Here is a 22,439-nt window from a genome sequence, read left to right as displayed (position 1 = left end):
GTCAACTAAACAATCGGATATTATTTTATATTCTGATTATTTAAATAATCTGATTTTAGTATAGCATTTTGCACCCTAATGTCAATTTAATATTTTATCTTTTCTAAATATTTCATTTACTTTAGTAGGATCTATTTTATAGGTGAATAGACCCTACTATTAAAATTTATTTATCTTTATCCTTTTTTTCATCTAGCTGAATGGAAGGTGGACTAGATTCGCCATTGCTATTATATAACGGAATATCACCTTTGTATGATCCAAATGGTCCAGGAATGGTTTGGTGATAGACTGCCACTTTAGAAGCAAAAGGAATAATCGTTTGCACATTGACCGTAACCTGAATATACGTTTTAATGTGAGTGCTATTGATTCCCTCTTCCTCCATTACAATCTTTGGATCCACCTTGACATCTCCAATGACGTGAAACTTTGTCGGAATATCTGGACCAAGATTCCCAAGTAGAACATTATTTGTTACCCGTCCTAATGGTACTGAGTAAACTAATTCACCGGTACTTTTATTATATTTCCCTTCCTGTACTTCTTGTAACTTTCCCTCTTCTGCCCCATTTAAATAATTTTGTACCAATTGCTGCACATCTGCTGTCATTTTATTTAACATGGTTGGATTACCTTCTACTACTGCAACATTCCCTTTTTCATTAGGAACAAATTTCACCATATCATTTAATTCTATATTTTTTACGATTTCTTTTACTGCATAACTAATTGCATTTGCAGCGATTTTTTGATTTTGACTTTCCGCATAACGAACAATTGTAGGTTTTAACCCTTTATTTACAATCACCAATCCACCAATTGTAGAAAAGATAAAAAAGGCAAAGGTTAATAGTACTACGTAACGAAATGGAAGTGGACCACGTCGGGATTTGCGCGGACGAAATTTACCCAAAAAAATCCCCCCTTACAAGCTATATGTATGCTTGTAAGAGGGGTTCTAGGTATAGAAATTCTAGATCATTTTCAATAGCGCATCTTTTCCAATCATCCCTTTTTTAATTCCTCGATTTTCTGCCTCTATTGTTATAGATTCTAAAGGAGATTCTAACAACTCCTCTATTGATTTCACACCTACTGCTCTACCGGCTATAATTTTACGATCTGTTAATTTCTCATTTAATAAGCGAACATCCAAAGCACCACACATAATATATCCTTGATCATTGGAAACTGTAAGTAGCGTCGTCTTAGGCAGTTTTACAGTTGTCGCAATAAATGTGTGTCCATGAATAGTTATAGGCTCAATGGTCACCACATTAATCGCTCCCTTCATCAAATTTCCTACTATTATGTGTATGGGTTAATAAGGATATGGTTACTGCTTTTCACTTTTGTATTCCTTTTTTAGTTTCCATTCCATAACATCTCGCAAAAATTCGGGTAGAAAATATTTTTTATCAGCCAAATATAATTCAGGGAAAAAATGGCCAAAGGTATACATATCAATGGTTCCAAGTTTGTACATTTTATTAGATTGAACTTTTTGATCCTTAATGTACATATCACTGCCTTCGATAGATATATTGGTATATACAAAGTTACCTAAAATAGTTCCACGAAAGCCCAGGCCTTTCAGTTCTAATTTTGGCCATTTCGGATCAAGGGTTTGCAAAATAACACTATGCAAATCCCTTCCATTTAATTCAATTAAACATGGATTAATCGGGTGAGGTAAAATTTTATGAAGCTCATATTTTGTGACCATTCCTTTTTCTAAATGATCGAGAAGTAAACCAGCATTAATAAAAGCACAATCTGCGTCACACCACTCTTCAATTGCTTCACAAAGCAAAACCGTTAGCTGGGACTCCTTAAACCATTCAACAGATAGCGATTCTGGCAATCGTACAATCTCTTGAAACAATAGTTTTCTACCCTTTTCATAAAAATCTGCAATTTCCTCTTTTTCATTTTGCGACGGAGGTAATTTAGCCGTTTCGTTCAACTGCGCTTGTTTATCCGTAACGATCTTTTTATCGAGATCAACTTCAAGTTTAACATGCCCAATAAACTTTCCATGTTTCCCCGCGGCAGCTAATAAGGTTCGATCAACTAGTTTCCCTTTTTCCAATATATGATGGGTATGTCCCCCCAATATCAAATCTATTTCTGGAAATAATGTTGCGATTTTCTCATCATCATGGATACCTAAATGGGACAGTAAGATCAAAACATCGACTTGTTCTTTCAATTCTTTTACTTGACTATGCAACTCCTTAAAAGGCTCTTCAACATGCCATTCTAAAAGCTCATAGAGTTGCTGGAAATAAGCTGTTACAGCTGTAACCCCTATTTTTAGTCCACCTTTTGAATGATAAATCTGATGTGGGACAGTCCAATTAGGACGATTCATTTTATTATCATATACATTTGCTAAAATTAGATCAAAATCAGCATCAGAATAAAGAGAATCTAATTCCTGATGCGATAAGGTGATCCCCTCATTATTTCCGATGGTAGCTGCTGTATAACCAACTGCATTCATCAGCCCAATATTTCCTTTGCCAATAGTAGCTTCTGTAAAAGGATGCCACCGATCAACATGATCTCCAATATCAAATAGGAAACAATCTTCTCTATGGTCACGATGTACCATCTTTTTATTCATAAGGAAATCTCTAATTCTTGGCCAATTTTCAAGATGGCTATGAATATCATTCGTATGGTAAATATGGATGGTTTCAAGCATGAATAACTCTCCTAAAATAAATCTAATTGTTTTGGCGCTAATCCACTATATTCAATTGAAAGTATGTTAATTAATTGCTTTGCATTATCTGCTGCATCTCCACCAGAGTTATTATTAAAAATGATATAAATATCTTCGCTTTGTTTTTCCAACAATAGGATCCTCTCTTGCCATTCAGTTAATTCCTGATGGTTATAACGATACAAATAGCGAACCTCCCGCCAATTTCCGTTATGTGGCTTCCTCCACCCGTAAACATTTCTTCCATGAAAACGTACGAGCGTTTTCAATGGATGGGTAGCTTTCAAGATTGTAGGTACGGATCCTTGACCTATTTGTGGTTCGTCACATTATATTAGATATTTATTTGGGTGAAATTAAGTTTTTCCTTTACTATCATATGTTGTATCAATTTCCCCCAAGTGGAGCATGTGTGAAATAAATTTTTCAGCACAATTCCTTAAATTTTTTATGTATAATAATTCAGATTTTTGTATTTTTCATACAATGTTTTGTAAAAAATTCAATCTAACTCCAGACTCTTTAATTTAATGTTCTTTCTACTCTCTATCAAATAACATCTATCTGTCTCGACGAAGCCATTCTCCTTCACAAGATTTCTTGCTTATTATCCAACATGTGATACCTCCGAAGAATTCATGTTGTCATAAAGAAAGAGAAAACCACCCCAAAGCTCCGCAAAGGCAAAAAGGTGGTCTCTGTGGTTGTTCTCTTTCATAATCTTTTCGATAAACCAAACCCTTCGGGTTCAGTTACATAGGATATTGAATGTACTGTGTCGGTCTCCACTTTTAGATTACTACAAAGACAACAGCGATTACAAACCCAATTTAAATCCTACCCCTGTTTATCCACCTATATAATAAGGAAGAAAAAGGACAATCACTAAATATTCTTCTTTCCTTAAAAGCCCCTTTTAGCGATAACTCGTAATACTTTATTATTCATTTTTTTTAAGTCCTCAAGTGCCTCTTTCATCGGCACAGACATTGGTCTTCTGGTTGGGTTAGTCGCATTCTTACATTTTAGCGTCATAACTTACCACCTTCGCTATATTTTATTTCGTTTTTAACACTCTAAAATGACTATCGTACTTCTTGCGAAGCCTCGATAAATTGGAGTAGCCAATAATACCGATTCCTGCTTTTAATATTTCATCCCACAAAAAATTCTTATGGTATCCGTAATCTTTAATCGCATCAAGATAAGATGTCACACTCATATCTAATAGTCGCTTAGCATCTTTATCCAATGCGTCTTTGTTTTCCGACACACCGTACTCCATAGTAGGCGGTTCGAGTGTCAATTTTACACTATTATAAACTGGTGGATGTACGTTTCCATCCAATGTGTGCATGATTGCAGGGTCAAATATTTCCCCATCTACTTCAACCCAAGAATGACTAAATTGCGTATTGGCTTCATAGTCCTCCACTTCCCCTATTACCAATTCATTTTCGATGCCTTGCTCAGATAACAAAATATGTAACATAACGGAAATCAAATGACACCCCCCTGATGCTTCTTCAGTTTTTGCTAAATAGTTTAAAGTAGAAGCATATGCCTTTTGAATCCCTTTTTCTTGTGGATGTTTCAGTTGTATTTTTTCAATATTATGAATGCATTCGTTAGATAGGTATTGTAGAAATTCTAATTTGCTATTAAAATGTGGAATCATCTTTTTCTCCTCTTAATTGATATTTGTTTAATGATTCTTGGTTAATTCATCACCCTACTGAAAGTAAGAAAGGGAAAAACCACCCTAAAGCTCCGCAAAAAGGTGGTTTTATCTTGGTCGTTCTCGTAAACAATCCTATTTTTCAATGAACCAAACTATTAAAGCTCGGTTATACGGACAACAATAAATGTCCAGTATCGTTGTCACTTTAATGTTACAATAAAAATAGTTAGGTTTCCAGTATATTAACCATCTTGTTACTTTATAGGGGATTAATTACTGTTAATATTTTCATTATTTTTCAATGACAAAGGCTTTCGATTATCACGCTTTTGTTGTACATACTCTCTCACTTCATTCGGAAAATTCTTTTTGCATTAGATGTCCGATGCAACCATATACAATAGTTTTGGAGACCCTTTGAAAAAAACAAAGAGTAGGGATTTAACTTTACAGGTTTCCTACTCCTTGTTACATAAATATCATGAGGATACAATTCCTATATGCTATAAGTTATCAAATGCCTCTTTTAATGAGGTAATTGCCTTAGAATGAATTTCTCTGTCTTTATCATTAATATCCTGTTGCAACAAATATTGCAACGCTTCAATCTGTTGTTCCAATTTATTTTTGTCAGTAGGGATGACAACCTGAATTGGCATATCAATCAATCCTCCAAAAATAACAATTTATTTATTCATTAATCTTCGTACTGTATCTGCAGATTCTAATCCTTGTTTCTCTTGTTCGATAAATTTATCATTTTTATTGTCGTAAAAATAACGATAAAACCAAAGAGAATCCGTATCGAGAATATGGCAATAAATAAATAAAGTATTCTTTTTCTTGTTATATTGATACTCGTGATTCATGTTGAGCGAACGACCAAATTGTGAAACCACTTGTTCTACAATTTCTTTACATTTTCGTTCCATTTCAATTTCTTCCATAACTTTTTCCAACTCCTTTCGGGTTTTTATCGGCAAGTTTTTTACCATAGTCTCTAATCCGACATTTTGCAATAATATCAAAAGCATTTTGATTCGTTCTCCTTCGGTAAAAAACAGATTGTTTTCGTACATCTCCATTTTTTCGGGTACATATTCTTGTACTTGCTTATATGTTATCTTTTGTGGTTCTCTTTTAGGTATTAGCTCCATCGCAAATCTCCTTAACTTTATTCTTTTGTTTTTTATACCTTGTTTTAAACCTTTTAACTCTATGAACCATAGAATAGATAAATGACAATATATCCAAAGTCAAAATTCCCTTTTCCAAGTTTTAGAGCAATAAGGGCATTCCCAGGCAATGATTGAATCCCTATTGGAAATACCGATTTTTTCACTTACATAAACAAGATTGTATTTCTTTTGTTCTTGTTTCGAGAGCACTCTTATCAAATTTTTACCACAATATGGGCAATATTCTTTTGGTATTTCTTGCTCATTCTTCATTCTTTTCTTCACCACTCTCTCCTTAATAATCGTTCATTTGCTTCTGTCGAATTTCATTAAGTGCTTTTACATAATCTTTTTCATTTTCTTTTTCCAACACTTTTAAAATTGTATTATCATCAAAATTTTTATGTACTGCCAATTTCACCATCATTTTTAATTTTGCATCCGTTATTCCATCAAAATGTCCATTTTCATACCCCACCTGATATCCAGTAAAGAAGGTATCTCTTAATTGATTCTGGATATTTTCGTATATTCTATTAATAGAGTCATTTTTATCTTCCCAAAATTCATTGAAGGCTCGGTTTAATTGCCATGAATTAATCAATTCATCCATCCTATCCATAAAGACTGCCCCCTATCTGCTAATGGATAAATTATCCATAATAAAAACCTATCACTATATCCATTACATAATCATTTCTTTATGTCTTTAATGACGATAAAATTAAGTAACTCCCAGGGTTTTACACACAATACAGGACTTACAGCTTCTAAAGTTATTGCTATTGTTAAGTTTGTAAAATCTTTAATTTTACTTTTAGCTTCAAAATCACGAATACTTAGAGTAACTTCGCCAATAACAATCTGCAAATCACCATTCATCGTAAAGAAATTTATTTGATGTCTCCTATCAATATATACTCTGTTTCTATGCCATTGTAACTTCCCATCATCGGAATGATAAGAACTAAGTTCTCCTATTTTCCTCTCAATTTTCATCTCCTCCATACTTGTCATTAATGAGGTGAATTTTCTTCCTTCTCCACTCATAGAGATACATAAATAGGCAGTATTTTTATTCTCCTTTTCTAAAGCCCAATTTTCTATTTTCAAAGTGACTCCCCCTGTAAAAAATAATTTACTATTTCCTCCAAGTAAGATAGGATACAAAAAAACACTTTAGCCCCGAAGGAAATAAAGTGTTTTTGTTATATATATCATTTACGATAGTCAGCCTTGAACTATTCATCTAATCAACCTCTTACTTCAGGAAAAAATTTTTAATAATCCTTATCTATTATAGTCAACATTTCACAAAATGTCACTCATAGTCTGTAGATATATAGTCTGCATTTTTTTAAATTGAAACTATGGAAGATAAGTATGTTAAAACTCAATTCGGACTTACTGTAAGAAAACTAAGACTCTCAAAAAACATTTCTCAAGAAAAATTTGCTGAAATAGTGGGCCTTCATAGAACTTATATTAGTGAGGTGGAGAGAGGTATAAGGAATGTTACATTAATAAATGTCGTTAAAATTGCGGAAGGCTTAGAAGTTAAAACATCGGAACTTTTTCGTGAAATGGAAAGGGAATTATAAGTTTTTCCACTTTTTATTAGGATATGTTAGTTGTTTTGTTGATTCATCATTAAATTTAAAGAGGACTTCTATAATGATGTCCTCTTTTTTTTATTTCTTGTTCTACTCAAAATTCCCTAAAAGTTGAACACAGGCTTATTCTTGATAGCAAAGTATTGGTGTTCCTGTCCCATCATCGAAAACTTCAAATTTGCATTTCTTCCAAAATGCATCGCTTTTTTTAGAATACGGATATAAGTAAACTTTTGCTCCTTCTAAGTCTTTTGTTAGTTCTTCAACAATTTTACTACCAATACCTCTCCCTTTATTAAAAACTTCAAAGTTATCTATTTGTACACTATTTTCTCCATACATACCAATAGAAAACTCTATTAGAGCAACAATTTCACCGTCAATTTCAATCATAGATATGTCTTCTGGCTCTGCCATATCCCATGTTCCTAATTTTAAATCGAACTTTTCTTTATAAATTTTTAACTCCTCTTTAGTGCAATCTAATAATCTCATTAATTCTCCACCTTCAATATTTTGCTTTCTTCTAAATTCTACTAATAATTATTGGTTGGAATTAATCCAAAACTTTTTCTCTTTCGCCACTAATTAAGACAATGATTTCTTCTAAATGAACCATTAACTCTTTCATTTTAGATTCTATAAGAACTGAATAATCTAATTGTCTGATAAAGAAATCAATCGGGTCACTGTGATTATTCCATTTCTCTATCAGTATTTTTCTCGACTTTTTAAACCCATCGTCTGCACCATAATTATTATCTAAGATAATCTCAATTGCCTTTTCTGGTTTATCCAAATCTGAAAACATTATTTTGGGCTTAAAGTTACTTCTAAAGGCTTTTTTATTCATCTTACTTTTGCCTTCCCTTAAATTCCCCAATGCTTCTTCGTATTTTTGAAAGTATAAACCACATAAATGGGTTGAATCTTTATCCTCAAATTCAAACACAATATTTAATAGATTAGAGTCTAAGAAATATGATTCAATGGCATACTCCGATAAAATTTTAAATTGCTCTTCCCTTATGCTCAGACCATTGGCTTTTCCTTTTTCCATTAAAGCCCTTCTCCTGTCCTCAACATGCTCACCATCTGAATCAGTAATTACCCAATATGGAGCTGTGACAGCATCCTTATGCAGAATTTGAGCATTAGCATAGAAACTCATTTTATCAAAACCATCTGTTTGAATAATATCAATATATCTCTCAGAGAAATTTGAGTCTAATCCTTTATGATTTGCAATTTTATTAATTAATAGACTAAATAAACGTGCATCATCTTTACCTTCAACAAACATTACTGCTTGTTTGTTTAGAATATCAGATATTTGAACTCCTAATTCTTGTACTATATTTTCTACTGTTGCTTCTACTAATGAAGTTACTCCCTTATCCTTGTTTACACAATGAATATTCCCTTTATCAATTTTACTAACGATAATCGGGGAGTGGGTAGTTAAAATAATTTGATTTCGTTCACTGATTTTAAGTAACGTATTAATCATTTTCCTTTGCAAAGAAGGATGCAAATAGACTTCTGGTTCCTCAATCAATAAAATAAAGTCATCATCTTTCTTTAGCTTTATATAAGATTGTAGGATTGAAAGAATCATCATACTTTGGAGACCTGTTCCGCAGAAAAGGATATCTACCTCTCTACCTGGAACGTCCTTATCCGTTAAAACAGTTTTATATTTAAAATCAAATTTGAATGAATTATCAATTTTAACCTTAACGGATAAGGAATCAGTATTTATTGCGTTTTGGAAATTAATTGTTAAATCTTTAGATAAAAGTTGACATTTTTCTTCTTCTTTTTGAGAAATAAGTGTTTTTATTTCCCCATAGGATAATTTCCCATCAATATTAGGCAAGTCTATATAATCTGAAGCATCATTTTCACTTTGAAGTAAGGATATTAACTCTTTGAGGTTGGATTTAGTTCCTGCTGTAGTTTCTTTGTCTGGAGTTCTAATTGCGGAAATTACTTTTATTGGTGGTAAAAATTTAAACAAATCTGTTTTCGTAATGTTTACATTTTCATCAATCTTATAACTTGATTTTCCATTCTTTAAATATAAAAAAGTAACTGTTGTTGTACATTTATTTGGAAAATCTAAATTGTACTTTTCAATTGTCTCTTGAAACTTTTTTTCTCTATCATCCTTTAATTTTTCAAATTGCTTCTTAGCATACTTTTCATCATCTGGTCTTTTTTTTATATTTATATTAGTTTTAGATACCATAGATTTATAACCAAAGCATCTTTCAATATCTGATTCAGTAATATCATCAAAGGTAACTTTAATTTCAATATCCTCGTCAGTTCCTAAGTGAAAGTTATCTACATCAATATTTTTTTCTCCATAAAAGCATTGTATGGCATCCAAAATTGAAGACTTTCCAAAGTTGTTTTTGCCAACTATAGCCGTTAAGGAGTCTATATGTACTTCTATACAGCTAATTGATTTATAATTTTTAATCTCTATATTACTTAGCTTCATTCTCCTCACTCCTTCAATTCAATAATTATTGATATTATTGTAACATATTTCCCTATATTTCGACTTTTATCTCTAAATCTTTTCCTAAAAAAAGAAAACATCACCCCAAAGCTCCATATTGGCAAAAAGGGTAATTTTTCTGGTCGTTCTCGTAAAAATCCTTTCCATTTCTCATGGAAGGTGTATTGATTGTTAATACAAAAGGACAAGTTATATACTTGTCCTTCTTACTATTTATTCTTCTAAAAAAACAATTCCACTTTTAATCGTTTCGTAAAGTTCTAATACTTCACTTTTCGTTTTAATAATGCCTTCGTGAGTTTCTTCGCAGTATTCTATCATGTTTTGAAATTTATTGACTATTTTTCTTTGTTCTTCTATTGGCGGTAGGGGAAAACTAAAGTTTGATACAAAGTCTTTTTTTACACGTTGTTGTCCCGCAGTTCCAGTGTAAGTAGCTACTCCACTCTCAATAAAACTTTTAGACTTTACAATTAACAACAAATATTCTGGTAGAACAATTTCATGTGAACGTAATACGTGCAACTCTGTTGTTCCTGCTCCATAACCATTGGTTAAGTTTTTCATTACAACAGATTTTCTATTTTCAAAGCATGGAGTAATTTTCGCAACTACAACATCATTTTCTCTAAAATGTGTAAAGCCACTCTTTATTTCTTTCCACTTTTTAATTTCTGAAGAATGTTTGTTACTATATCCATCTTCTATGAGAGCCATTGGAATAAAAGAAACTTCAAGTTCATCATCCAATTTATTTCTTGGATTTACATCTGCTACATCCTTGATTTTTTTCCATTTCCAATTCAGAGGGATATTACTCTCATTACCAATTTGCCCTTGTACAGATTGAAAATTTATAATTTCAGTTTTCTCTTTATCCGTCAAGAAACCTTGCAGAGCCTCTTCGAGTAATTGTTCCTTTAGCATTTTTACGTTTTCTATTTGTTTATCCAGTTCATTAGCTATTAAATCAACTTTATTCTTATACTTAAAGCATTTATTTACAAATGCATCTTGCTCCGATTTTGAAGGCAAAAATAGTTCATAGTTTAAGAACTTCTCTTCATTGAGATACTTTCGGTTAGTTGTCCCTGAACTCGCTTCTTCGCAAATTTTGATGAACTTGCTTGAAGAAACAAATAAATTAAACCATTCTATATTGAGAATATCACTATTTACCTCGTAAGTCCAAAAATTCCCTGTAATTATTGCACCATCTATATCCTGTCCAACGATTCCGAAAGCACCATATCTGGCATCAATTTTAGATAATAGGAACTGTCCTTCCCTTATTAAGAATTGGCGTTTTGTACCAATTTCTGACCCCTTTTTTCTATCTCTCAATAAAACTCCTTGACCCTTTGTTTTAATCGTGACTCTTTTATATTCTTCATTATCTTCAAGTAAAATAGCATCCTTTACTCTGGTAAGCAGTTTTCCAATCTTAACTTTATTCATTATCAATCTCCTCCTGTAACCTTTGAATTGCTTCAAAGACCTTACTATAGGATGATTTGATTTCTTTAATTATTACATCCGATGATTTCATTTCTGAATTTGCTTCAGTAGAATTTGGGTTTTTTATATCTAAGTCATAATTCCTTTCTACAATTTCCTCAACAGTTACTTTCCAAGCATTTTTATTTTCTTCTCGTTTGTTCCACCAGTCTTTTTCAAGAGAAAATTCCTCTATCAGAAGTGGCTTAGTCTTTGAATATTTTTTATACCCTTCTGGTAGTGGGTGTTCAAAATACCATATATCCGTAGTAAAACCTGTTTTATCAAAAAACAGAAGATTTGTAGGAATATCAGTATAAGGTTCAAACACACCTTTAGGGAGACGAACAATTGTGTGCAAATTGCATTCTTCTAATAACTTTCTTTTAATTGCAACTTTAGAATTATCATCACCAAATAAAAAATTATTCGGAAGAACTACTGCAACACGACCATCTTTTTTTAAGCGATATAGAATTAATGCCATAAACAGGTCTGCTGTCTCAGAAGATTGCAAAGCAACTGGGAAATTAATTTTAATTGATTCCTCTTCAATACCCCCATATGGTGGATTCATGATAATGACATCATACTTGTCATCTTCTTTATAATCTCGAACATTTTTCGCAAGGGAATTATCATGCAAAATATTAGGTGAGTCAATATCATGTAAAATCATATTTGTAATGGCAAGTAAATACGGAAGTGGTTTTTTTTCTATTCCAAACAAATTTTGTTGAACGATTTCTTTTTCCTCTGGAGTCTTAATTTGGTCATCCATATAACCCAATGCAGAAATTAAAAACCCACCAGTACCACAGGCAAAGTCTGCTATTTTTTCTCCTACTTTTGGCTGTACCATCTCTACCAAAAATTCACTCAATGGGCGTGGAGTATAAAATTCACCACTTGAACCAGCCGATTGCAAGTCTTTCAGAATATTTTCATATATATCATTGAAGGCGTGTCTATCTTCATATTCGGTGAAATCCACTTCATTTAAAATGTTAATTACTTGACGAAGCAATGTACCGTTTTTCATATAGTTATTTGCATCTTCAAAAACACTCTTAACAATCGCTTTTCGCTTTTCAGTATAAGCATCTACTGGTAGCTCTTTAAGGGCAGGAAATAATGTATTATTCACAAAATTCAATAATTTGTCACCAGTTAATGCTTCACCATCTTTATTGTCAATCGCCCAATTTCTCCAACGACATTCTTCTGGGATAATGGACTCAAAACTATCTTCTTCAAATTCCCAAAACTCTTCTTTGGCATCATAAACTTTTAGAAATAACATCCATACCAGTTGGGAGATACGTTGTGCGTCACCATCTACCCCTGCATCTTGACGCATTATATTTTGAATTCTTTTTATTAATGTTTCTATTGACAAATTAATCTCCTCCTAATCCGTTTCAATCTTTCGTTTTTGTTCATTGTAAGAAATTTTCATGGTTGCAGTTTTATTTTTTAACAATTTCTTTGCTTCATGTATGACTGGATGAAGTTCATATGTTCCCCTGTCTAATCGTATCAAAAGACCAACCTCATTCAGTTTAGATAGGGTATTATCAATTGTTCCCTTACTCATTTTTGTTTTTTCAGCTATTTCCTTTTTTAAGAAAGAATTTATAATGATATGCCCTTCGGGGTTAATATAGGGAAATAACTCAAAAAGTAGTTGGGACATATTCTTCGACACCCCATGAAGAACAAGAACATCTTCCAAAAAGTGTTGTACTTTTAAAAACTGTTCTTTTTCCTGCATAGAAACACCTCCGTTTAGCAGAGTGTATTCATCAAATTCAATGAATAAAATTAATATATTTTGATTATATTTTATTGTTAAGATTAATACAACCCTGATTTTGTTTAATATGGTCGAATAAAAATGCTCCCAACTTAGGGAGCATCTTCTCTTAACCGTACAAATTTTTCTCTAACTCTTTCATAGCTTGGATATATTTATCCTTTCCACCGAATTCCTTTGCAATATTCATAGGATTGCCGAATTGGTCAAAAGGTTTAAACTTCAGGATTTTTACATCCTCAAATTCAAATCGACCTTCATCTTGATATTTGTCTATAATGGCTTCTAACACCTCTCTGGCTACTCCTGAATATTTCGATAGGTAATCTTCCTTCCGAGCCTTCTTAGCCCTTTCTGAACGTGTCAGAGGCTTCATATCAAACGCTATATGAGCAATTAGGTCGAACTCGTCAAAGTCTTGACCAACTTCTTCTTTAAGAGCTTCTAAAAGGACACCATGTTCTTTTAATTCATCAATAATAGCCTGTTTACGGTCTTCACTGTTCCACTTTTTAATAAAATCATCTAACGTAGCATATTCCTTTAGGATAGTCTTTTTAGAATAATCTTTTAGGCTTTCTGTAATTAATTTCCCATCCTTATCGTAATAGAGAACCCTTTCATTAAGGACTTGGACACCAGCATCAGCTACATAGAACTTTTTCTTTCTTTCACCGTCACCGTCTCCATCATCATTGTCATCTTCATTATCTCCATTACCACCAGGAGGCGTGGGTGGTACAATGTCATCGCCTTCATCTGGTTCATATATTTGGACTGGTTCACCATCAAAATTGGGGTCTGCAAATAATCGAGAAGCATTACGGAAATCCATTATCGTAAAATATTCTTTACCATATTCAGGTTTTAGACGTGTTCCACGACCGATAATTTGCTTAAACTCTGTCATACCATTTTCCCCAAAGAGATTATCCAACACAATGAGTTTACAGGTTTTGCAATCCACCCCTGTTGTCATTAATTTACTTGTCGTAACGATGGTCGGATAAAGGCTTTCTTCATCAATAAAATTATCTAATTGTGCTTTACCTTCTGCATTATCACCTGTTATCCGCATAACGTATTTGGGATTCTGTGCTACTAAATCGGCATTTTCATTTACTAATGCTTGTCTCATGCGTTCCGCATGTTCAATATCAATGCAGAAGACAATGGTTTTAGCAAAACGGTCAGTTTTCTTTAAGAACTCTGTTATTTTCTTAGCTACTAATTCCGTTCGCTTTTCCAAGACAATATCTCTATCAAAGTCCGTAAGATAATATTCCCTATCATCAATTACTTGACCATACTTATCTAATTGTCCTTTGGTCGGGCGATACCCCTCTAAATCCCTATCAATACCAATACGAATCACCTTATAAGGTGCTAAAAAGCCATCCTCAATGCCTTGTTTGAGGGAATAGGTATAAACTGGTTCGCCAAAGTAAGCAATGTTACTGATTTTATCCGTTTCTTTTGGTGTAGCAGTTAAACCGATTTGAGTGGAGTTATGGAAGTATTCTAAAATTTTTCTCCACCTTGAAGATTCTCTTGCACTTCCTCTATGAGCTTCATCAACTACGATTAAATCAAAGAAGTCTGGGCTGAACTGACGAAAAATCTCCATTTCATCTGTGTTACCTGAAAGCTGTTGATATAAAGCTAAGTATACTTCATAACTACTATCCATTTGGCGATTTTCAATCTTTGTCATAAACCCTTGGAAGGGCTTGAAATCATTTTGCATAGTTTGGTCAACTAAAATATTTCGGTCAGCAAGGAAAAGGATTTTCTTTTTCTTTTCAGCTTTCCACAATCGCCAAATAATTTGAAAAGCAGTATAGGTCTTCCCTGTGCCAGTTGCCATCACCAATAAGATACGGTCTTGCCCCTTGGCAATAGCCTCGATAGTACGGTTAATGGCATTTAATTGATAATAACGTGGGGTTTTCTCCCCTATTGTATAATAATAAGGCTCTGTTATAAGCTCTTCTTGTTCCTTCGTTATTCCTTTAAATTGTTTATATCGTTGCCACAAATCTTCAGGTGAAGGAAACTGTTCCAATGAAACTTCACGTTCTAAACCAGTAAGCATATCATGTTCAATGAAGGCATCTCCATTACTTGAATATACGAATGGAACATCTAAAATATCACCATATTCTATGGCTTGTTGTATCCCTGCTCCTATGGCATGTTTATTATCTTTTGCCTCAATGATGGCGATAGGTAAATTCGTTTGATAAAAAAGAAGGTAATCTGCCCTTTTTTTCTTTCCTCTTGTCGTGAGGTTTCCCCGAACAATAACCCTACCATCTGTAAAGCTGTATTCTTCTCTTACTTGCTTTTTTATATCCCACCCTGCTTGTTCAATAGCAGGAGTAATGAATTTCGTACAAATATCACGTTCGCTCAATTTTCTTTTATCCACTGAAAACAAACCTCCTCCCTATCAATATTATAACTGTTAATCAATGGAATTCTATTAGTAATTTTATATTTTATAGTCAATATTTATCGCATAATAAGTCCCAATATCTCAAATGAGAAATATAAAGGTTCTTATGAATCATTTTAACGTATTATTTTCCTTTGAAAAACAAATACCACCCAATTTATATTGTGGGTGGGTTCTTCTAAAACTTTCATAGGTATTAATATTTTACTGCATTTTTACAAGCCCTATGTGCCGAATTAACGAGTTTTTAGCTCTTGAATGATATAAGTCTAATACATACATTGTAGCCTCTTCTAAACTAATTTCCTTGGCATCGGCAATTTCCTTTAAATCCTCTAATAATTCCCCTTTTAGAAAAAGTTGTATTAAGTCCTTCATAAAAACTCCTTTAAATCAATTTTAATCGTTTGGATTAAACTGTTCCGTTATCTGCTGGAGTCTACTTTTTCTTTTTATTGGGGTAACAACTCTTTGATTAGTGTTTACTCCTGCTGTATCGTCATTATTTTTGATTTGTTTCCTATATTCTTCAAATTTTTCGTAACCCTCCAAAGGTTTAGAAAAAGCAGTTTCAAAAAACAAATCAATAATAGGATGTCTCGACTTCCCTGTAGTTATCAAATTGATTAAAGGGACATCTGATTTTAGACTTGCATTGAACCATGAAAACAAAATCTTTTGATATTGTTCCACCAATACCACTAATTCCTTATTCTTGTCTTTTTGGATGGATATTTCCTGATTTAGTTCCTCTATTTTTAACAATAGATTATTTGAATCCTTTGCCTTTTTTTCGTTAATCTTAAGAGCTTGTATCAATCTTTTCTTATCAGACGGTTTACCCGTAAAGAATTTATTGACACATTCTTCTGTATCTACAAAAATATCAGTTTCATTCGTCTTTTTGTTTACAATTGTAGTTTCATATAATCTATTGGTCTTATCTATCTTTTCTTTTCCTTGTCTTCCATCCCTTCTCCAATAATCTTCACTAAATTTATAAGGTATTTCCCCTTTTTCATACAATTTGTTAGTGAACCGATACATTTCGGAATACCTAATTAATCCACCAACTTTTTCTTCTTGTGTAAATCGGTAAATGATTTTGTCAATCTCTGGTTCAGGATATACCTTTGGTTTTCTACCTCTTGTTTCCAACAGAATCAATCCTTTCTTTTACCTTCATAAGATTGATATATTTTCTAATTGCGTTATCTAACCGTTTTGATTTATTAATTAACTCTTTTCGTATCTCTGGATTGTTGGAAGAATAAAATTCATCCTTTCCAATATGATTGTAAATACCCTTATATATGTTTTTTAGATTCTCTATAACTTCATTAATACAAGATTCAGAGTCCTTTAATTTTTGTGCTAAAATATCATGCTTTTCTAATAATTCTTCTTCCGATATTCTCCAGGCATCACATTCCCAACAATCTTCCACCTTGCAATTTTGGTTAGCATCAGTACAATAGCCATCTCTCAATTTTATTTTTACGTCAGCCATCGGTGGTCTTAATACATACTTTTCAATGAAAGAAACGCTTATCGTATAGTCGCTTTTTGCCCCTGAATTTTCCATTTTATTTTTATAACTATCTAAATCAATATTAGCAATCAACTCTAAAATCTCAAGGTCTACAAAGTTAGAAACATGATTGAAATAATGATTTTGAGAATATATCGAATTGTGACCACCAATCCTTGCAATTTCCACTGGATGATAGCCCTGTCTATTTAAATTCAGAAATGCGAGATGTCTTGTATCCCCTGGTCGTAGCTTTTGTGTAATAGATAATCCTTCTATATCAGATTCACCTTCCGACAGTCCAACACTATACTCACCGAAAACAATGTATTCATAAAAACTCTTTAAATTATCTCTAAGAAAATTTATTGAATACTTATATGGATTCAGTTTATTATCATGAAATGATGTAGTGGTTGGAAAATATCTTTTATCCACAAAATGTGGAATAGATAAGTAAGAAACCAAAGTATCTGTTCTACCATAGGAATTTGTTTTATCTTTATATTCTTCTATTTTTCTATATAACTTTTCTGGAATGCTTATTTTGTCAAGAATTTGAATGTTTCTTCTGTTATTAAACTTCTGTTTATGCCTAGGTAATTTAATATAAAATTTACCATCCTTTTGAAAAAGGCAATCACGTTCTATAGTACAATACTCAGACGGTCTCATAGGAATTAACATTGTTAAATTCCACCATAACCAAATGGGAAACCACTTAAGATATTCAAATTCGGACAGGTCCTTAGAAAAATGTTTTTCTAAAACTTTAGAAAAGATAAGAACATCCTTAGATGGGGGAAGTAATCTTGCTTTGGACCCTTGATATTCTGGTTTGACGGAATACAATAAAGATACATAATCTCCACCCAATTCAGGAAAATAATCCAAAAAATTCAATGCACTATTGCAGACAATCCTTTTCTTACTCTCCGATAAATTTAAAAGTGTATCTGCAAGTTCATCTTCGTTAGTTTCCGTAAGACCTTTTGTCACAACCAGAAAATCTTTTAACCCTTCATTAACCATTTTAACAACAACATTTGAATTATATCCTTCTTCAATTAATGAGGCGGTCCAGCACTTTACTATATCAATGAATTCTATTGCATCAATTTTTTTGTTAAATTGAATACTTTCCCTTACTTTATCGAAATCAATTCCTACTCTTTTTGCAAGAAAGTTAGCTTCTAAGTACCATTTATTTTCTTTAAAATGGCACTCACTTAATTTGTTTATACTCATTTCTTGTTCAAGAACTGCTATAGCTTCCTCAATTGAACTTTCCAAGTTAAATCTATTATCATTAAAACCTTGTATATTCTCTATGAGTTCCTCTATAATATTGACTGTTTCCATACTATTCGCCTTCTTTTATAGATTAATATATATTTTCAAAATACTGAGGGTCTGGTAGTTCCACTAATAGCCTTGAAAATTCATTTAAGTCGCTATCGATAAACATCTCAACAATTTCATTTCCAAACTTTTGTTTAGCTTCCATTATGCTCTTATAGTCAATTATCAATAAATTATAAAGTCTTATTTTTTCTCCCACTGGAATTTCTTGATTACAAACTATTTCCTGATAACTCTTTAGTGTTCTCTTTATTCTTTTTGAAATTGAGTTAAGTGAATAAAAGTGCGGAATTGAAAATGGACACTTATTGCAATCTATCTTCTTAGCAATACAACTTGAAAAAAAACACTGATAAGTTTCTTCCTTCGCAGGAGAAAGACCTAAATTAATCAGGTTTAATCTATTTTTCAATTCCTCTTTTGGCATCTCTTCCAAGTATTTTCCTAAATCATCTCGTTCTTGTGATAACTGCTTCAAATAGGATGTCGTATCTTCCAATTTAACTACGTCACCCAACATTTCTTTCAATTCATTTGATGCTTTTGTTTGTTCTATCCTATTTGTAGGATTTTCACCAATCAGCAAATGATTGACTTGATTATAAATAAAGCCAAAATATCCTGTGTCAAAAAGCTGTTCACTAATAAAATCCAAATGCTCTTGAGGGAGTTGTATATAAATATTGGTAGTTTCACTGGTTGTATGTCCTCTTAAATGACGAGCGATTTCTATAGGGTCACCATTAAAAGTGGATTCAATTATAGAACTTGTATAAGTTAAAACCGTTCTGTTCATTTTTCTTGACTCAAATTTAAATTCACTATTGTGGTTTTTAAAGAATCCATCGTGTATGGTAGGGGTAACATTATTTCTTGAATTGTAAAAATGAATCAGATTGTTTTCGTTATGAAGATGCAATTTTCTACATCTAAATTCACAAATTACAATGGCATATGCCATTGGTAAAGTTAAAACACTGGAGCAATAAAATGTCGCTTTTTCTTTGGTTTTATTATGTTCAAACCACTGCATTTGATAATATTTAACTATTTGTTCTGCTTCATTATATGTCAATTGTAAATTTTCAAGAGACTCAAGAGAATTTAAATTGAGTTTATCAAAAATAGGATTGTGGAATCTTGGAAACTCTAAAACAGTACCATTCCTCCAACCATTGCTCATATGAAGCAGTACATACAACCAGAAAGAATCGTATTTTTTGTAACCTTTTTTGTTATTTAATCCCTTTTCAACATCAGATATCGCTAATAGCCTATGACTTTCAAAGTCACTTACGTAATTGTATAAAGCTAAATATTCATCAACAGAATATATTTCTTTTTCCTGTTTATTTGTATTTTCGTATTTAAAATTTAATTTCGATACGTTAAATAGCTTTTTACCTGTTTTTTGTTCAACTGTTTGTTTTATGTTATACAAGAATGAAAAAATTTCCTTTTGGTACTTTTTCGGGATATTATTATTAAAAATACCCAGGTTTAGCTCATTCACTGAAAACTCATATATCTCTTTCGTAGCTGTGAATTCGGCTAATAGTTTTGTGGTGTATCTAAAACCAGAGACTCTATGCAAAGAAGTTTCTCTATTTCCTTGCATATTTTTAAGTTTCCAACGAACAAATTGAAACCAAAGCTCTTTTGTTAGTGATACATTATTAGAAAAGCATACATTATCAATCTCAAGAATTTGTTGTAAAAGAGAATAATAATCGGAGGTGGTTATTTCACATAACCTTGATATTTCTTTATCTTTTTTTAATAGTTCTATATACTTGTCAACACCAGCTTTAGAATAGACTGTCATCTTTCGCTTATATTTTTCAATTCGTACAATTGGATGAATATTACCTGGGGCTACAAACTTTTTAATTGCATTATCATCTATTTTTTTTCCACCAATATTCTCTTTATAAAGAGCATCTACTTCCTCCCAAGTATAAGTGTTCTCTTTTAAATAACTTAATGTGTTTTGCTGTAAATCCTTCAAAAACTCAAAATCTTCGTTTCTTATATAGAGCCTCGACTTTCTTCCCCAGAAACTTTCGATTTCGCAAAGTTTAATTGCTTCACTAAGGTTTTTTTCCGTTAAACCTAATAAGGTTCTTGCTTCAACAACACTTATAATATTCTCATATTTATTCAAATCCTCTTTTTTTACAAATTGAAGCTCATACCGATTTTGAAATGATACGACTGTAATTCCTTGTTTTTTTAAGTTTTCTCTAAACTGCCAAATATCTTTGTGCATTTTTAGTTGACTGAAGGCTTCCTGAATTGAAATATAATCCTGTAAAAATTGTTCATAGCTACTTTTTTTGATAAGGTATTTCTCACTTTGGGTTATAGGAATTTCCAGTATTATAAATTCAAGGCAGGTTTGTTCAACAATTTGTTTAACTATATTTAACTTATATCTTCCTTTTCCTGTAACTCTTAAATAAAATTCTTCAAATGGCATATAATTACTGCGAATTTCTTCCACCTTCAGGATATATCTCTTCAAAGATTCAACAGAAATATATGTTCTATTGCCTACAACTTTTTCTTCCAATTCACCACTATTTGTTAGTTCCTTAATTTTCCCAACCGTCAATCCATATTCACTGTAATTACTATAAACATTAGATACAGTTTTAAATCCTTCCATTTATAAACTCCTTAAACTTTCGATACTCGTATATTGCCTATTAGCTTGAATTGTAGCTCTGGCAATAATTTCTACTGCTTCTTCCGTCTGTTTCTTAACATTTTGCTCTTCAATATAGCTTTGTGCGGATTGAATATCACTATCTCCTCTTGCGACCGTCACTTGACTTGCTGACCATCCGAGTAGGAACACAAGCATATTAGTATAAATCCCTCTGCCTATATGTGTTGACCAAGATTTTGAAGTTAAGAATTGATAATCTTTTTCATTAGGTTCAAGAATTTCTAAGAATTTGTCTTTCACCTTCGTAAAGCGTTCCCAATAAGCCATTCCCGTAATTGGCTTTCCAGTGTGCATAGAACTGAACAATGCGTGTTTATTTTTTATTTTTCCCCTTCTTTCTAAACGCATTAAATTCTCTTTATGTTTTTTATACAGTTCTAAGACAATGGGAACTTTAAATATTGCTTGTATCCGTTCCTTTTTTACCTGTTCGGACACTGTAAGTTCCTTATCTGGAAAGATTTTTTTCCAATTATCCTGTATGTTAAGTGTAAATTCTCCAGAACCATTCTTGTTCGGTTCTTTTACACTGCTTCGTAATAGATTTACCACTTCGCCTCTCCTTACCCCCCCATAACACTGAAATGCTATCCCTAATGCAATATCGGGGGCTTCTATTTCTGCAACTCTTATAAATAGATTTACAAGGTCTAATCTACCGTTTCCAAAATCATGTAATTTCCTATCCTTGATTGCTTGTGTACTTTCCCTTTTATTTGGATACTCTGTTCCAAGTTCAAAGTTATCAAAAGGTGATATGATTATAGTTCTTTTTTCACCTTTCACAATTTTTATTTCTTCCCTATACTGAACATTCTCTTTTGTTATGTTTTGTTCATTTAACCAGCGATAAAATCTTACAAGAATACGTTCAGTACGAAATACCTGAGTTGAACTGATTTGACCCATTTTAACCCTGTGAGTAAGGAATGAGATATATCTTGCACCATGTTGTAATTCTAATCCATATATCCCTCCCTCCTCTAAATGTAAAAATGTTTCATCTTCATCCTCAATACACTCTAAAATAAAATTCAAAAATTTTTTTATTTCCTCCGCATAATTCCTCTGTGTAGTAAGAGCAAGTGATTTTCTCTCCAGTTCACTTTTTATAAAATTGGATAATGGGTGTGGGTAAATTATTCCTGTAATCTTATCTTTTATGCACAGAAAGGTTTTATCACTTGAAATGGGTTTTCCTTTCATAATTTCATTTATCTTTTTTTGTTTTACTACGAATTCATAATTCACAATTATCTCCCTTTAAGAACAGATTAATTTTTTTTGAACCTCAACTTTATATCTAAT

The 22,439-nt window shown here is 32.2% G+C and carries 22 protein-coding genes and 1 pseudogene; 1 reads left to right on the top strand and 22 read right to left on the bottom strand.

What is annotated here, in order from left to right:
• Positions 1-166: 166 nt before the first annotated feature.
• From yunB to I5818_RS07165, 11 genes and pseudogenes are all read right to left on the bottom strand, one after another.
• A complete protein-coding gene (gene yunB, locus I5818_RS07210) occupies positions 167-916 on the bottom strand; it encodes a sporulation protein YunB (protein WP_058002785.1) in 750 nt (249 codons plus the stop codon).
• A 60-nt stretch (positions 917-976) separates the two neighbouring features.
• Positions 977-1,297 carry a YunC family protein gene (locus I5818_RS07205; RefSeq protein ID WP_236036463.1) on the bottom strand — a complete coding sequence of 107 codons (321 nt, stop codon included), beginning with the start codon at positions 1,295-1,297 and terminating at the stop codon, positions 977-979.
• A gap of 42 nt (positions 1,298-1,339) precedes the next feature.
• The gene (locus I5818_RS07200; protein ID WP_078110249.1) at positions 1,340-2,713 is read right to left on the bottom strand and encodes a bifunctional metallophosphatase/5'-nucleotidase; all 1,374 of its coding nucleotides are present in this window, start codon (positions 2,711-2,713) and stop codon (positions 1,340-1,342) included.
• An 11-nt stretch (positions 2,714-2,724) separates the two neighbouring features.
• Positions 2,725-3,063, bottom strand: a pseudogene (locus tag I5818_RS07195) (DUF72 domain-containing protein); the annotation flags it as partial.
• 574 nt (positions 3,064-3,637) lie between these two features.
• Positions 3,638-3,769 carry a hypothetical protein gene (locus I5818_RS26195; RefSeq protein WP_260838897.1) on the bottom strand — a complete coding sequence of 44 codons (132 nt, stop codon included), beginning with the start codon at positions 3,767-3,769 and terminating at the stop codon, positions 3,638-3,640.
• Between the two features lie 22 nt (positions 3,770-3,791).
• Positions 3,792-4,412 (bottom strand): lasso peptide biosynthesis protein, encoded by a 621-nt coding sequence (locus I5818_RS07190; protein WP_078110252.1) that lies wholly within the window; start codon positions 4,410-4,412, stop codon positions 3,792-3,794.
• Positions 4,413-4,918: 506 nt separating this feature from the next.
• The gene (locus tag I5818_RS07185; protein WP_169846912.1) at positions 4,919-5,074 is read right to left on the bottom strand and encodes a hypothetical protein; all 156 of its coding nucleotides are present in this window, start codon (positions 5,072-5,074) and stop codon (positions 4,919-4,921) included.
• Between the two features lie 27 nt (positions 5,075-5,101).
• Positions 5,102-5,572, bottom strand: coding sequence for a hypothetical protein (locus I5818_RS07180; protein ID WP_078110254.1), 471 nt, complete (start codon positions 5,570-5,572; stop codon positions 5,102-5,104).
• 99 nt (positions 5,573-5,671) lie between these two features.
• Positions 5,672-5,878 carry a hypothetical protein gene (locus I5818_RS07175; RefSeq protein ID WP_244975366.1) on the bottom strand — a complete coding sequence of 69 codons (207 nt, stop codon included), beginning with the start codon at positions 5,876-5,878 and terminating at the stop codon, positions 5,672-5,674.
• A gap of 10 nt (positions 5,879-5,888) precedes the next feature.
• Positions 5,889-6,215, bottom strand: a complete 327-nt coding sequence (locus tag I5818_RS07170; RefSeq protein WP_078110256.1) for a hypothetical protein — start codon at positions 6,213-6,215, stop codon at positions 5,889-5,891.
• A 71-nt stretch (positions 6,216-6,286) separates the two neighbouring features.
• Positions 6,287-6,706, bottom strand: a complete 420-nt coding sequence (locus tag I5818_RS07165) for a hypothetical protein (protein ID WP_078110257.1) — start codon at positions 6,704-6,706, stop codon at positions 6,287-6,289.
• A gap of 257 nt (positions 6,707-6,963) precedes the next feature.
• Here I5818_RS07165 and I5818_RS07160 point away from each other — a divergent pair, with 257 nt between their 5' ends.
• Positions 6,964-7,194: a helix-turn-helix domain-containing protein gene (locus I5818_RS07160; protein WP_078110719.1), complete on the top strand. Its 231-nt coding sequence runs from the start codon at positions 6,964-6,966 to the stop codon at positions 7,192-7,194.
• A gap of 135 nt (positions 7,195-7,329) precedes the next feature.
• Here I5818_RS07160 and I5818_RS07155 read toward each other — a convergent pair whose 3' ends face one another.
• The 11 genes from I5818_RS07155 to I5818_RS07105 form a co-directional block, all read right to left on the bottom strand.
• Positions 7,330-7,701, bottom strand: a complete 372-nt coding sequence (locus I5818_RS07155) for a GNAT family N-acetyltransferase (protein ID WP_078110718.1) — start codon at positions 7,699-7,701, stop codon at positions 7,330-7,332.
• Positions 7,702-7,762: 61 nt separating this feature from the next.
• On the bottom strand, positions 7,763-9,715 hold the full coding sequence (locus I5818_RS07150; protein ID WP_078110717.1) for an ATP-dependent nuclease: 1,953 nt from the start codon (positions 9,713-9,715) through the stop codon (positions 7,763-7,765).
• A 234-nt stretch (positions 9,716-9,949) separates the two neighbouring features.
• Entirely contained in the window at positions 9,950-11,194 is a 1,245-nt protein-coding gene (locus tag I5818_RS07145) for a restriction endonuclease subunit S (RefSeq protein ID WP_078110716.1), read from the bottom strand.
• Complete coding sequence (locus I5818_RS07140) at positions 11,187-12,632, bottom strand: class I SAM-dependent DNA methyltransferase (protein ID WP_078110715.1); 1,446 nt, start codon at positions 12,630-12,632, stop codon at positions 11,187-11,189. Before I5818_RS07140 ends, I5818_RS07145 begins: the two co-directional genes overlap by 8 nt.
• A 12-nt stretch (positions 12,633-12,644) precedes the next feature.
• Complete coding sequence (locus I5818_RS07135) at positions 12,645-13,007, bottom strand: replication/maintenance protein RepL (RefSeq protein ID WP_078110714.1); 363 nt, start codon at positions 13,005-13,007, stop codon at positions 12,645-12,647.
• A 151-nt stretch (positions 13,008-13,158) separates the two neighbouring features.
• Complete coding sequence (hsdR, locus tag I5818_RS07130; protein ID WP_078110713.1) at positions 13,159-15,480, bottom strand: EcoAI/FtnUII family type I restriction enzme subunit R; 2,322 nt, start codon at positions 15,478-15,480, stop codon at positions 13,159-13,161.
• A 231-nt stretch (positions 15,481-15,711) separates the two neighbouring features.
• Positions 15,712-15,885: a hypothetical protein gene (locus tag I5818_RS07125; protein WP_169846931.1), complete on the bottom strand. Its 174-nt coding sequence runs from the start codon at positions 15,883-15,885 to the stop codon at positions 15,712-15,714.
• A gap of 21 nt (positions 15,886-15,906) precedes the next feature.
• Complete coding sequence (locus I5818_RS07120) at positions 15,907-16,665, bottom strand: hypothetical protein (RefSeq protein WP_078110712.1); 759 nt, start codon at positions 16,663-16,665, stop codon at positions 15,907-15,909.
• Positions 16,649-18,400, bottom strand: coding sequence for a site-specific integrase (locus I5818_RS07115; RefSeq protein ID WP_078110711.1), 1,752 nt, complete (start codon positions 18,398-18,400; stop codon positions 16,649-16,651). The genes I5818_RS07120 and I5818_RS07115 overlap by 17 nt, the downstream gene beginning before the upstream one ends.
• Before the next feature lie 22 nt (positions 18,401-18,422).
• A complete protein-coding gene (locus I5818_RS07110) occupies positions 18,423-21,068 on the bottom strand; it encodes a hypothetical protein (protein WP_209391880.1) in 2,646 nt (881 codons plus the stop codon).
• Positions 21,069-22,382 carry a hypothetical protein gene (locus tag I5818_RS07105; RefSeq protein ID WP_078111455.1) on the bottom strand — a complete coding sequence of 438 codons (1,314 nt, stop codon included), beginning with the start codon at positions 22,380-22,382 and terminating at the stop codon, positions 21,069-21,071.
• Between the last annotated feature and the right edge of the window lie 57 nt (positions 22,383-22,439).

This window comes from Heyndrickxia oleronia (assembly GCF_017809215.1).
Classification (GTDB): Bacteria; Bacillota; Bacilli; order Bacillales; family Bacillaceae_C; genus Heyndrickxia; species Heyndrickxia oleronia.
This window is presented reverse-complemented; position numbering and strand designations above follow the sequence as displayed.